This is a genomic window from Streptomyces hebeiensis (genome assembly GCF_052983195.1).
Genome location: NZ_CM129812.1, coordinates 4,907,895 through 4,921,209, shown reverse-complemented (window position 1 = coordinate 4,921,209; position 13,315 = coordinate 4,907,895). Strand labels below are relative to the sequence as shown.

At 71.6% G+C, this 13,315-nt stretch carries 9 protein-coding genes; 3 read left to right on the top strand and 6 right to left on the bottom strand.

Going from position 1 to position 13,315, the window contains the following annotated elements; all coding sequences use genetic code 11:
* Window positions 1-1,257: 1,257 nt before the first annotated feature.
* The 4 genes from ACU6P3_RS21175 to ACU6P3_RS21160 all read right to left on the bottom strand — a co-directional run bounded on the left by ACU6P3_RS21175 (window position 1,258) and on the right by ACU6P3_RS21160 (window position 5,981).
* Window positions 1,258-2,547 (bottom strand): cytochrome P450, encoded by a 1,290-nt coding sequence (locus ACU6P3_RS21175; RefSeq protein ID WP_447193651.1) that lies wholly within the window; start codon window positions 2,545-2,547, stop codon window positions 1,258-1,260.
* Between the two features lie 164 nt (window positions 2,548-2,711).
* Entirely contained in the window at window positions 2,712-3,944 is a 1,233-nt protein-coding gene (locus tag ACU6P3_RS21170; protein ID WP_447193650.1) for a cytochrome P450, read from the bottom strand.
* A 216-nt stretch (window positions 3,945-4,160) separates the two neighbouring features.
* Window positions 4,161-4,676, bottom strand: coding sequence for a hypothetical protein (locus tag ACU6P3_RS21165; protein ID WP_447193649.1), 516 nt, complete (start codon window positions 4,674-4,676; stop codon window positions 4,161-4,163).
* A 402-nt stretch (window positions 4,677-5,078) separates the two neighbouring features.
* Window positions 5,079-5,981 carry a helix-turn-helix domain-containing protein gene (locus ACU6P3_RS21160; RefSeq protein WP_447193648.1) on the bottom strand — a complete coding sequence of 301 codons (903 nt, stop codon included), beginning with the start codon at window positions 5,979-5,981 and terminating at the stop codon, window positions 5,079-5,081.
* A gap of 460 nt (window positions 5,982-6,441) precedes the next feature.
* Here ACU6P3_RS21160 and ACU6P3_RS21155 point away from each other — a divergent pair, with 460 nt between their 5' ends.
* Both ACU6P3_RS21155 and ACU6P3_RS21150 read left to right on the top strand, forming a co-directional pair.
* Window positions 6,442-7,392: a DUF6801 domain-containing protein gene (locus ACU6P3_RS21155; protein WP_447193647.1), complete on the top strand. Its 951-nt coding sequence runs from the start codon at window positions 6,442-6,444 to the stop codon at window positions 7,390-7,392.
* 65 nt (window positions 7,393-7,457) lie between these two features.
* Window positions 7,458-9,608: an NACHT domain-containing protein gene (locus tag ACU6P3_RS21150; protein WP_447193646.1), complete on the top strand. Its 2,151-nt coding sequence runs from the start codon at window positions 7,458-7,460 to the stop codon at window positions 9,606-9,608.
* 7 nt (window positions 9,609-9,615) lie between these two features.
* On the opposite strand, the gene leuE is transcribed toward ACU6P3_RS21150, so the two are convergent.
* Window positions 9,616-10,338 carry a leucine efflux protein LeuE gene (leuE, locus tag ACU6P3_RS21145; RefSeq protein ID WP_447193645.1) on the bottom strand — a complete coding sequence of 241 codons (723 nt, stop codon included), beginning with the start codon at window positions 10,336-10,338 and terminating at the stop codon, window positions 9,616-9,618.
* Window positions 10,339-10,473: 135 nt separating this feature from the next.
* Complete coding sequence (locus ACU6P3_RS21140) at window positions 10,474-12,072, bottom strand: acyl-CoA mutase large subunit family protein (protein WP_447193644.1); 1,599 nt, start codon at window positions 12,070-12,072, stop codon at window positions 10,474-10,476.
* A 299-nt stretch (window positions 12,073-12,371) separates the two neighbouring features.
* Between ACU6P3_RS21140 and ACU6P3_RS21135 the strand changes: the two genes are divergently transcribed.
* A complete protein-coding gene (locus tag ACU6P3_RS21135) occupies window positions 12,372-13,274 on the top strand; it encodes a L,D-transpeptidase family protein (RefSeq protein WP_447193643.1) in 903 nt (300 codons plus the stop codon).
* The last annotated feature ends 41 nt before the right edge of the window (window positions 13,275-13,315 follow it).

Below are 13,315 nucleotides of genomic sequence, written 5' to 3'. Positions count from 1 at the left end.
ACCACCGGCAACCGCCGCAGGCGGGCCGCGACCAGGATCCCGCCCAGGACGAACAGCGGCAGGGCGAAGAACCACAGGGCGGTGACGGGCCTGCGCCAGGGCACGTCGCAGGGGCGGCACAGCAACCGGCCGTCGAGCGAGCGCACCTGGTCGTCGACCGCGAGGTTCCAGCCGAGGCCCCCCTGGATCTCTCCGGCCCGGCGCAGCCGGGCGACGGGACCGCCGTACTGCGCGTACGCCTCGGCCACCCACTGCGCCCAGCCCAGCGCGGCGCCCACCACGAGGACGAGGAGCAGGGCCGGGCGCCGCCAGCGGCGGACGAACAGCGAGGCGGCGGTGAGCGGCAGGGCGAGCCAGAGCGCGTCGACGGGGCGCATGAGCCCGACGAAGGCCACCCCGGCGCCGAGCCCGAGGAGGGCGGCGGGCAGGCCGGACCGGATGTGCGGGCCGGACCGTCCGTGCGGGCCGGACCACACGGGCGCGGCCTGTGCCGTGTTCGCGAGCTGTACGGCGCGCAGGAAACAGCCGACCGCGAAGAGCGAGCCGAAGGCTACCCACAGGTTCGGCATGGCCTGCGGACCGTAGAGCAGCGTGATCCACAGCCCGGCGAACAGCGCGCTCGCCAGGGCGAGTACGGGCTCGGGACACAGCCGCCGCCATGCCCGGAACGCGAGGAAGAGCCCCAGGCCCGACAGCAGCGCGAGGTAGATCCGCAGGGCGGTGACGGACGGGGTCAGGAGGGTCACCGGCGCGATGAGGTAGGTGATGCCCCTGGCGCGCGGCGCGCTGAAGAAGGCGGGGTCGACGCCCGGGCTGACCTGGGTGACGTACACCGTCTCGTCCCAGCCGAGCCCGGTGCCGGGAACGACGAGGACCAGCTGGAGCAGCGTGTACGCACAGGCGACAGTGCCGAGCGGCCCGGGCAGGCGCCCGGGGCCGACTCCGAACGCGGGCCCCGGCCCGGTCCGGCGGCCGAGGCCACGGCGCGGGCCGGGCCGGGAACGTATGCCCTGCGGACCGGACGACCCCGCGCCCGCCGAGGTCTGTGTCATGTGCACCACGCTGCGTCCGGGGCGGCCGGGGGGCCATCGGGGTACGGCAGTCGGGTGAACGGGCGGGCCGGGGCGGGGCGGGCCCGGAGGCCCTGGAGAACCCAGGGCCCCTGAAGCGTAGGGGCCCGCCGTACACCGTCAGGCGTATGCCGGTCGGACGTTCACGGGTCGGAGGCGGGCCGGGGTCAGAGGTGCACCGGTTGGATCACCAGGTGACCGGGAGCCGCGCGGGCGTGATCGCCATCCGGTTGGGCTGCCAGGGCACCTCCTCCACCGGAACGGCGAGGCGAAGGCCGGGCAGGCGGTCGAGGAGCACGCGGAAAGCGGTGTCGGACTGCCGGCGGACCAGGTGGGCGCCGGGGCAGTGGTGGCGGCCGTAGCCGAAGCGCAGGTGGGAATTGGGAGCGCGGCCGGGGTCGAAGGTGTCGGCGTCGGCGAACGCGGCGGGGTCGAAGTTGGCCGCGTCCAGGGAGAGCAGGATCAGGTCACCGGCTTCGACGGCGACGGAACCGAGCGTGGTGTCCCGGGTGACGAAGCGCGGGATGGCGTTGCCCAGGACGACCCCGCACCGCAGCAGCTCTTCCACGCACTGCGGCATCGTCTCCGGGCGGGCGCGCAGCGACTCGACGGCCTCCGGGTGGCGCAGGAGGTTCAGCGCCGCCACTCCCAGGAAGCTCGCGAAGTCCTCGTAGCCGCTGACGAAGAGAACGGCGACGATGTTGGACAGCTGCCGTTCCGTCAGCCTTTGCCGCTTCGGTCCCCGTCCCGTCAGATCCCGCCCCGTCAGACCCTGTTCCGTCGGTCCCTGCCGTTCGGCGTTGAGGTCGGCGAGACGGTCCACCAGACCGCGTGGCCGGCCGGGCCGGCGGGCGGCCAGGTAGGCCGCCATGTAGGCGCGGAGCTCTTCCCAGTTGTGGGCGAGTTCCTCGTCCGAGTACGTCACCATGGTCAGGTCCACGTCGGCACGCGCGGCGAGCCACTCGCGGTCCTCGAAGGGCAGGCCGAGCGCCCGGCAGAGGCACTGGGCGGCGACCCACTCCGCGAAATGGTGTTGCAGGTCCCCCGGGGCCCCCTGCCGGACCATCGTGTCCAGGCCCTCCCGAGTGACCTCGGCGACCCAGTCGGCGGGCAGTTCGGGCTGGTTGCGGCCGAGGGCCCGGAGCACCTCGTCGCGGAGTCCGGCCCGCTGGAGGTGGTTCATGGCGTCCAGCAGTTCGGGGGCCAGGACGGGCGCGTCCTGCTGGGGGCTGTCGGTCCCGGCCAGTACGGAGCGCGCGAAGGAGCGGTCCCGGAGGACGTCCCGCGCCAGTTCGTAGCCGGTGACCAGCCATGCCTCGCCGCCGGCGTTGGTGCTGACCCGGGCCACGGGACAGCGGGTCCGCAGCTCGGTCAGCTCGGGGGCGAGGCGGTCGCCGTCGGTGCTGAAGGGGTAGTGGGGAAGCGGCGCGTCCCCGGGCGAGGTGTCGTCGGTCGGGTGCGGGTGCGGTGCGGTCACGGCGTGCGGATCTCTTTTTCGGAGGGCTGCCTCGGAGGCTGCTTCGGAGGGCGGCTTCGGAGGGCGGCTTCGGAGGCTGCTGAGGTGCGGCGTTCAGCACGAATGGGTCGGGGGCGGGGGCGGGGGCGACGGTCAGCGGTACGAAGCCGGCCGTACGGAAGGGGTCACCAGCGCACCGGCAGCCGCGCGGGAGCGCGCAGCGGAGTGGACTCGTCCCAGGGAAGGGAGTCCGCCGGTTCCGCCAGCTCCAGCGCGGGCAGCCGCTCCAGCAGGACCTGGATCGCGGTGGCCAGTTGCAGGCGCGTCAGGTGTCCGCCGGTGCAGGCGTGCGGTCCGTGGCCGAACGCGACGTGCCGGTTGGGGGTGCGCGTCAGGTCGAGACGGTCGGGGTCGGTGAACGCCTCGGAGTCGCGGTTGGCGGACGCCGGTACGGGGACGACGGCGTCCCCGGCCCGGATGCGCTGTCCGTGGAGGGTGAGGTCCTCTTGGGCGACGAGGACGTTGATGGCGTTCATGAGCGGGACGTGACGCAGCAGCTCGTCCACCGCGGGGCCGACGCGGCCCGGCGCGTCGCGCAGTCCGCGCGTCTCTTCAGGGTGGGTGAGCAGGGTGAGCAGGGCGTTGCCCGTGTGCTGCATGTTCGTCTTGTAGCCGGCCATGAGCATGGTGACGACAAAACTGATGACGTCGTCCCGGGTCAGCTCGCTCCCCGGCCGTCCGCTCTCCTCCAGGAGCAGCCGTACGTAGTCCCCCTCCCCCTCGCGTCCCTCGTGAGGCCCGTCCTCCCGCTCCTTGCGGGAGATGAGCGCCGCGGCGTATTCCTGCAACGCGTACAAGGCCGCCAGTACCTCCTCCATCGGCAGCGCGGCGGCGCTCAGCAGGGTGAGCGTGTGGGGCAGGTACACGTCGCGGTCCTCGTACGGCAGCCCGACGACCTCGCACAACACGCGCAACGGCAGGGGCTCCACGTACGCGGCGACCAGGTCCGCCGAGCGCCCCTCGGCCCCCGCCACCATCGAGTCGATCAGTTCCTCCGCCATGGCGCGGATACGGGGCACCATGAACCCCAGCCGCCGGCGGCCGAACAGCGGCAGCACGGCGCGGCGCACCCGCTCGTGGTGCCGTCCCGTCATCTCCAGGAACGTCGGCAGGCACGGGGGCGGCGCGTCGGCGCCCTCGCGGGGCGGCCACGCCGACAGCAGGGGCCGGATGAGCCGGGGGTCGGCGAAGGCCGCGCGTACGTCCTCGTAGCGGCTGAGGAGCCAGCCGGTCTCGCCGTTGGGCAACTGGGCCTTGGCAACGGGCTGTTCGCGCCGCAGCCGGGCATAGGCGCACGGGGGCCCGGCGGTGCCCGGCGCCACGGCCGGGACGGGGATGACGGTGTGCAGGTCGCTCATGGAGTGTTCTCGCTTGACGGGTGTAACCGGCGTGACGGGCGTGACGTTTGGGGGCGTGCGGCGGAGGGGCGCGTGACGCTGGCCCGGGGCGCATGAGTGTGCGGGGTTCAGCGGATCGGCGCGCTCCCGCGCCCCGCCCGGAAGTGTCCGGCTCCCCGTGTCCCGCCCCCATGCCCCGACCAACGACCCGTGGCTGCAAAGGAAACGACGCATTGGCTACGCGGGCGGCCCGTCGGAGTGGGCGTCCGGAATGACGGAGGCGGCCTGGTCCAGCACCCGGGCGGTCACCCGGGGATCGTCGAACGTGAGCCTCCCGGCGTGCAGGCGGTCGTGCCCGTACATGATCCTGCCCAGCTCGGTGGTGCGGTCGATCTCCAGCGTCCAGGAGACGCCGGGAAGCTCGAGCGTCCCGGGCTTGGGCACGCTCCGGGCGCTCCACCCCACGCAGATGAGCCAGCAGGCCTCGGCGAACGCGTTGCTCTCGGCGCCGTCGCCGTCTTCTTCGCCGCTGTCGTCGCCGTAGTCCCCGCCGTACAGCTGAGCCGGCTCGTGCCGCGCGGCCACGTCCATCAGCGAGAGCTCCGGCACCCCGGGGGCGGGGATCCGACCGAGGACGGCGGTGGTGCCGTACCGCCCGGTGGCGGTGTACCCGAGCAGGGCGTAACGGTCGGGCCACCCGTACAGGAAGGGAAAGGCGGTCACCCTGCCCCGACCGGTCAGTGTGCGTGCCACGGCCATTCCTTTCGTCGCGACGCGGTCAGCCGGGTCGATCCGCGCTGTTACCGCAACCGTGGACGCAAAAGACGCTCGACGCCCTCGCCCGGCGCCCTCGGTCGTCGCCGGGTCGCACTGAACAACGGAGCCGGGGCACGCGTGGACACTGGTTCAGGATCCCCGCACCCCGACCGCACGTGCCGCACCGGCGTCGATGGCCCGGCCATCTCCGGGTCGATCCGCCGTGGCACCATGGCTGACGATGGGAACGAGAACGCGAAGTTCCGGGCGGGCATACGCTGAGCCAGGGGGCTCTGGGAGAGGTAGCGGGCCGTTTCCGGGTTGTAGTGGCGGTGGCGGTTGTAGACATGGGCACGACGAGCACGGCCCGCCCCGCCGGGGACTGCCAGTGCGGACTCGTCAATCGACTCCGGCGCGTATCGCCGACAGACCGGGGCCGGCATGCCGCATCTCGCGGGGACACACCCCGAAGCGCTGTCGGAAGGCCGTGCTGAGCGCGCTCGAGGAGGCGAATCCCGACGTGTACGCCAGCTCCGTGATCGTCATATGCCGGTACGCGGGCGCCCGCAGCCGGTCCCGTACCAGCCGCAGCCGCTCCTCGCGGATCAGCTCGCGGGGGGTCGTCCCGGCGTGCCGCAGGGCCAGTTGCACCTGGCGCAGCGACCAGCCCAGCGCCCGCGCCATGGTGGCGCCGGTCAGGTCGGGGTCGGCCGCGTGCTCGCGGGCGTACCGGCGGACCGCCGTCTCCACGTCGGCCAGATGGCCCGGTGCGGTGGGGCGGTCGTCGCCCGCGGCGAGCATGCACAGCAACTCGGCCAGCCGGTCCGACACCGCGTCGAACTGGACGCGGGTGAGGATGTCGCGCTCCTCGTGCAGGCCGGCCAGTATGGCGCCCACCACCCGGCCCAGGCCGGAGGTCAGGTCGAGGCCCATGGCCAGCGGCGACGCCCGGTTCAATCGACCGTTCACCTCCTGAGCGGGGATCGACATGATGAACGCCCGTGTGAAGGCGTCTTGCAGGACCTCGAACGGTGTGGCGAACGTGAGCAGACACCCGGCACCCGGCACCAGTCGTAACTCCTGGCATTCCTGTCGCAGCACCAGCTCTCCGGCGACCGGTAACAGTAAGCGGTAGTCCTCGTTCGGGTCGTGCCGCACCTGGTACGCGGTCCTGGTGTAGGTGATCGTGTCCGACCACCACGTGACGAGCTGATAGGTGTCAGTACGCTGACGGACCGTTCCCGCAGAAAAGTCCTCGGTGTGCGGGTAGCCGTAGTTCATCCGGCATTGATACGACGTCACGCGCTCGCTCCAGAAGTCGGCACGCTCACGCGATGGCACGTCCTGGGTTGTCGCCGAATCCACAACGTAGGTTCCCAAGGTCATCGAAGACGCCCCCCTTCACCGCGGCCTTCTCACAGCGTGCCTGTCCGGAGTCGGCTCCCCTGCTCATGGCGTGAGGCCCTCCGGGCGGTGCCGCGAAGTTTAGTGGCCGGCGGCACGGTCTGGGCAGCTTGCGCCATATGTGACGCAATAGGCACCCGCGCGCGGTGACCTCGTCGTTGCGCACTGCGACAACTTCCTTGCGCGCGAGCGCAATTCCGGCGCCCGGTCCCGGCCTACGGTCGGTCCCAGGATCCGCTGTACGCCAGGGCGAGGCGGGTCCCCACCGACCGAGGAAAAACGGCCCCGCGACCATCCCACCCGAGGGAGGAAGCCGTGGGCCGCATCCAGAGACCCGAGCACTTGGCTGAGGATCGAGATGGCGAGCGACAAGCTGATCCAGAATTCGCGTGAGCAGCGTGAGCAGCGTGAGCAGCGTGAGAAGTGTGAGAAGCGCAGGACATCCCGTGGGGCATCCTGTGCCGTCCCGAGCGGTCCGGTGGCCCGTAGAGCCTGGGGACTGACGATGGCCGCAGGGGTCGCGGGCGCGAGCGTGGGAGTCTTCGGAACCGGCCCCGCGGCCGCGAACCCGGTACCGCTCACACTGCGGTACAGGTGCTCGGTTCCGGGGGTCTTCGAGCGGTCGGGCACGGTAAGGATCGACACGAATGTCCCGGAGTCGGCCGCGGTCGGCAAGCCCACCCCGAAATTCGCCATCCGTGCGGTGGTTCCGGTGAACGCGGCTGACGCGGGAGAGCTGCGCAAGGCACATATCAAGTCCATCAAGGGCACCGTGCAAGCGAAGATCCGCGTGACGGCGCCGAAGAGCGTCACCGACCGTACAGTGCCGTTCGACGTGGTCAGCACCAACGTCCCGGCGTCCGGACCGTTCTCGGTCAAGGCGACCGGCACCGCACCGAGGCTCACCTTCAGCCGGCCGGGAAGGGCGGAAGACACCGTCGGTGACCTCGTCCTGCGCGTCACCGCGAGCGGGGCCTTCACGGTCAAGCTCGACGTACCCTGCAAGCTCGAGGCGGGGCAGAACAACGTCTTGGCGTCGTTCGACATCGCCGGGACGGGAACGACGACCGGCCCTGCTCCGTCCGGGACGTCTGCTACGGCCACGTCCGGCACCACCGGGTCGCGGAACCCGAGCGAAGGTGTGAGGTCAGGTGCGACCACGGAAGGCTCGGCGGCCCCCTCCGGCAGCATGGCCACGACCGGCAGCCAGGGCGCCAGGAGTCTGATCCCGCCGGCTGCGGGATCTGTTGTCCTGGGCGCCATTGCCGTGGCCGCCGCCTTCCGCTTCCGCTCACGCCGCAGCAGGTGACCGGGGCGAACCCTGCCACCGCACGTCACACGCGGTGGGGATGGTGGCCGCTGACGGTGGTGGCCGTGGGGGTGGCGGTCACCCTGGCCGTTCGGGCGGGAACCGGGGACGTGGACCCGGGCGGGCTGGTGGTCGGGCTGGCCGGCCTGATGCTCGCGGCAGCGGGCCTCCACCAGGCGAGGCACCCGGCCGGGCAGGTCATCGACACCGCCGCACTCGCCGCCGACCTCGCCGACGTCGTCAGCAAACTCGAGAGGGAAACCCGCAGGAGACTCCTCGGCGAGCACGTCCGCACCATCGACATCGAGTTCACCTTCCAGCCCTCCCCCGCCCACCACGCCGCAGGCGCGGCGCCCCACGGCACGCTGGAGGGAGTCGCCACCTACTACGACGCTCTCCGGCCCGGCCGCCTCGTCATCACCGGCGCACCCGGAGCCGGCAAAACCGTACTCGCCCTCCACCTCATGCTGCTTCTCCTCGACCGGCGAGCGGCGGGCGGCCCCGTTCCCGTACGCCTGTCGTTGTCCACCTTCGACCCCAGCCGGAACGAGCTCGACGACTGGCTCGCCGACCAGCTCACCCGTACCTACCGGTTACGCCCCACCGTGGCAGCCGCCCTTGTCGGCGCCCGGCGCATCCTCCCCGTGCTCGACGGGCTCGACGAGATGGACGCCAGTGAGACTCCCGGGTACGGCTCCCGCGCCGCGGCCGCTCTGGAGGCCATGAACCGCTACGTCCACGGCATCGACAGGGGCCAACTCGTCCTCACCTGCCGCAGCGATTTTTACGCCGCTCTCGAACGCGCGGACGTGTGGGCAGAGGACGCCGCCCGTATCGAGATCGCCTCCATCGGCCCGGCCGCCATCGAGGCGTTCGTCACCGCCCGCGCCCGCAACCCGGCCCGCTGGCAACCCGTCCTGAACACACTCCGCAACGACCCGGCCGGTCCACTGGCCCAGGGCCTGTCCACACCATGGCGGCTGACCATGGCCCTCGTCGTCTACGACGAACGCGACCCCGGCGCCGACGGGGTCCGTGATCCCGCGGATCTCCTGGGGCCCACCCTGCGGACCCCCGAGCAGATCGGAGATCACCTGCTGAACCTGTTCATCCTCGCCGCTGCCCCGGCAGGTGGCACGACGGCGCCCTACACCCAGCGGCAGGTACGCACCTGGCTGACCGTCCTCGCCCGCTACCTGCACGCCAACACCACCGGCCCCCGCGACGTGGCCGGACGGCGTCTGTCGGGCACCGACCTCGTCCTCCATGAACTCTGGCCGCTCACCGGCCCCCGCCGCGCCCGCGCCGTCCACGTCCTGCTGACCGTCGCGCTGTGGGCCACCGCCGACCTGTCCGCCGGCCTGCTCGACGGCTGGGACGTGTACGCGATGAACGTGGCGCTCATGGTGGCGGCCGCCCTTCTCCTGGCGCTCCCTCCCTGGCCCGTGCCGTCTCGGCTGGAACGGGCAACCGCCGCGACCCGTGCCGGGAGACACCAGCTCGTGAACGGGCTGGTGGGTGGGCTCTTCTGGGGAGGGCTCGTCGTCATGGTCGACATCGGGGACGTCGTGGGGCCGGTGACCGGGCTCGTCTACGGGTCGGTGCTCGGCCTCGCCGGTGGAGCGATGGTCGGAGTCGGGCTGGCGGGCGTGCTCTCGGACACGCCGGACGTTCGCAGGTCACACGGGAACGCGTCGCCGCGCCGCATGGTGCGCGACGACCTCGTGACCGGGTTGGCGACCGGCCTCGTGGTCGGGCTCGGGTACGTCCCCTACTACTGGTTCGCCCTGAGCCCCCTGCTCTCGCTCGGGGCAGTGCTGATCTACATGCTTCTGTTCGGTCTCGGCGGCGGGCGTGCGCTCGCTCTCCTCTACAACCGCCTGTTCAGATGTGGTTACCGGGGCGCGTTCGACGCGCTGTTCAGGCCCTGGCGTGCCTTCGGCCCCCTGCTCAGGACCGGCGCCGGCCCGGGCCTCGGCGCCGCGGGTGTCCGCTACATCGCTTTCCTGCTCTGCACCCGCCGCTGGTGGTCCGGCCAACCGCTGCCCTGGCGCCTCGGCCGTTTTCTCGACTGGTGCTGCGACGCGGGTCTGATGCGCACCGCCGGAATCGCCTACCAGTTCCGCCACCGCGAACTCCAGGACTTCCTCATCTGCGGCGACATCCACCACGATCCGCCGGACCACCCCGCGTCCGGTCAGGCAACCCGCCCCTGAGCGTGCGTCACGCGCTGCTGAGTGTCAGCTTCACCGCGAAGCCCAGGAACAGCGCGCCCGCCGCCGTCGTCGCACCCGCCGAGAGGCGCTTGCGGCGGCGGAACGCGGCGGCGAGGCGGGTGCCGCCGAATATCAGGGCGGAGAGGTAGAGCGCGCTGGCGGCGTTGGCGAGTACGCCCAGCAGGACGAAGGAGAGAGCCGGGTGGGCGTAGGCCGGATCGACGAACTGCACGAAGAAGGAAATGAAAAAGAGGATCGCCTTCGGGTTGAACAGGCTTATCACCAGGGCGCGGCGGTACGGGCGCTCCGTGGTCGGCTGACCTTCGCGAGCCCGGTGGGCCTCCGTGCCGGCGGCTTCGGCGGCCGTCCCGGCGGTGATCGCGGCGGTGCTCCCGGCAAGGGGCGCGGCCTCCTTGCGGTCGTGCCGCCCGCGCCACAGCGACCACGCCGCGCGCAGCATCCCGATCGCCAGCCAGGTCAGATAGCCGGCGCCCGCGTACTTCACGATGCCGAACAGCAGCGGGTTGCCCTTGAGCAGGGACGCGACACCCGCGGCCGAACAGACCATCAGGACGGTGTCGCCGCACCAGACGCCGGCGGCGGCCTGGTACCCCGCCCTGACTCCCCCGCGGGCGGCGACCGAGAGCACGTAGAGCGAGTTCGGCCCCGGCAGCAGAACGATCAGCGCCAGACCGACCAGGTAGGTCGGAAGATCAGTGACACCCAACATATGGCGGAGTGTCGCACATGCGACTGACATCCTCTTCCGGGTGTCCGATCGCCGGACGATCACGGGATCGGGGAACTCGGAGCTTCGGGCACCCGACTCGAAGCCCGGGGCTCCGGGGTCGGGCCCGGGGACGCCTCAGAACTGCTCTCTCGGCTCGTACGTCCCCCACACCTCCCTCAGCGCGTCACACACCTCCCCCACCGTCGCCCGCACCGCCAGCGCCGCCTTCATCGGGTACAGCACATTGCCCGTCCCGCGCGCCGCCTCCCTCAGCCCCGCCAGCGCGTCCGCCACCGCCCCGCCGTCGCGCTCCGCGCGCAGCCGGGCCAGGCGGGCCTTCTGGCGGGTCTCAATAGCGAGGTCCAGGCGCAGCGGCTCGTACGGTTCCTCCTCGTCCAGTACGAAGCGGTTGACGCCGACGACCACCCGGTCCCCGCGCTCGGTCTCCCGGGCCACGGCGTACGCGGCGCGCTCGATCTCCGCCTTCTGGAAACCCCGTTCGATCGCACCGACCGCCCCGCCCAGCTCCTCGACCCGCGTCATCAGCACGGTCGCCGCCGCCTCCACCTGGTCCGTCATCGTCTCGACCGCGTACGAGCCGGCGAACGGGTCGACGGTCGCGGTGACGTCCGTCTCGTACGCCAGGATCTGCTGCGTACGGAGGGCGAGGCGGGCCGCCCTGTCGGTCGGGAGGGCGATCGCCTCGTCGAAGGAGTTGGTGTGCAGCGACTGGGTGCCGCCCAGGACGGCCGCCAGCGCCTGCACCGCCACCCGTACGAGATTGGCCTCCGGCTGCTGCGCGGTCAGCTGCACGCCGGCCGTCTGCGTGTGGAAGCGCAGCATCAGCGACCTGGGACGGCGCGCGCCGAACTCGTCCCGCATCACCCTGGCCCAGATCCGCCGCGCGGCACGGAACTTGGCCACCTCTTCGAGCAGCGTCGTCCGTGCCACGAAGAAGAAGGACAGGCGCGGCGCGAACTCGTCCACGTCCATTCCCGCGGCGACCGCCGCCCGTACGTAGGCGATGGCGTCGGCGAGCGTGAACGCGATCTCCTGCACGGGCGAGGCCCCGGCCTCCGCCATGTGGTAGCCGGAGACCGAGATGGTGTTCCACCGGGGGATCTCCGCACGGCAGTAGCGGAAGATGTCCGCGGTCAGCCGGAGCGAGGGTTCCGGAGGGTAGATGTACGTGCCGCGCGCGATGTACTCCTTGAGGACGTCGTTCTGGACGGTTCCGGACAGCCGTTCGGCCGGGATCCCCCGCTCCTCGGCCACCAGTTGGTACAGCAGGAGCAGTACGGCCGCCGGCGCGTTGATCGTCATCGACGTGGAGACCCGGTCGAGCGGAATCCCGTCGAACAGCTCCCGCATGTCGTCGAGCGAGTCGACCGCCACCCCCACCCTGCCGACCTCGCCGCCCGCGAGCGGCGCGTCGCTGTCGTACCCCATCTGGGTCGGCAGGTCGAAGGCGACGGACAGGCCCGTGGTGCCGTGCGCGATCAGCCGCCGGTAGCGGGCGTTGGACTCGGCGGCGGTGCCGAAGCCCGCGTACTGCCGCATCGTCCAGGGCCGGCCGGTGTACATCGTGGGGTGGATTCCGCGGGTGAAGGGGTACGCGCCCGGTTCGCCGAGCCGTTCGACGGGGTCCCAGCCCGCCAGCACGTCCGGCTCGTACACCGATTCGATGGGCAACCCGCTCTCGGTGAGCCGGACACGCCCGGGGCCCCGCACCATGTCTCGTCCGCCTCCTACCGCGCCACCGTCACCCGCCATTACCGTATCGGCACATACGGTTACCCGACGTTACGACGTCAGTCGACGGGAGATGCGGAGTGCGCGGAGTGCGCGGAGTGCGTGTCAGAGGTGCGAGCCCATTCGGACATTTTCCACCATGCTCGAACGACGGGCCCCGCGATGGATTGCCCGAGGGGGGCCACAGGGAAAACACGCCATGGAGCACGGACGGACCGAGCTCCTCCGAGACCCTTCGAGACCTTCGAGAACGTCGAGATCGGAGAGACTGGAGGACGACGATGCGTACGTCATCCAAGGCATTCGGCCGCGGGCGCCGCGCCGGTTTATGGGCCGCCCTCGTCGTGGCCCTGAGCACCGGCTGTACGGTCCAGCCCGGCATGACGGGCCCGGGGGGCCCGGCGACCGACCAGAAGCCCGGTGAGCGCCCCGCCTGGTCGGCGCCCACGTACCGGGCGGCCACCCCCTCGCAGCGACAACGGGCCGTGCCACCGTCGAAGGCGGTCCCCGTGGCCCCGCGTGCCCCACTGCCCCGGACGCTGATGGCGAGCGGGGCGAGCAGCGCGCAGGTGCGGGAACTCCAGGCCAGGCTGCGGCAGATCGGCCACTTCCACCGCGCCCCCACCGGCTACTACGGCTCGGTCACCGCCGCCGCCGTGAGCTCCTTCCAGAACAAACGGGGCCTGCCGCGGACCGGCAGGACGGATGTCGTCACCTGGGCCAGGCTCCTCGCCATGACCGAGGAACCGACCGGTGCCGAACTGCGGCCCCCGACCAGGAAACCGGCCGTCCGGCCCGCCGCGGGGCCGAAGGCCTCGTCCGATCCCCGGTGCATGACGGGCCGGGTGATGTGCATCAGCAAGAGCAGCGGCACGCTGTCGTGGATGGTGGACGGTTCGGTGATGTCCACCATGGACGTCCGGTTCGGCTCCCAGTACACCCCGACCCGTGAAGGCACCTTCTCGGTCTACTGGAAGTCCCGGGACCACGTCTCGACGCTGTACGACACGGCCATGCCGTACGCGATGTTCTTCAGCGGCGGCCAGGCCGTGCACTACTCGGCGGACTTCGCGGCCCGCGGCTACACGGGAGCCTCGCACGGCTGTGTGAACGTCCGGGACAAACAGAAGATCGCCGCGCTCTTCTCGCAGGTCAGCAACGGCGACAAGGTCGTCATCTACTAGTGCCGCGACCGGCAAGGTTTGCCCGTCAAGGAGCGGCGTCC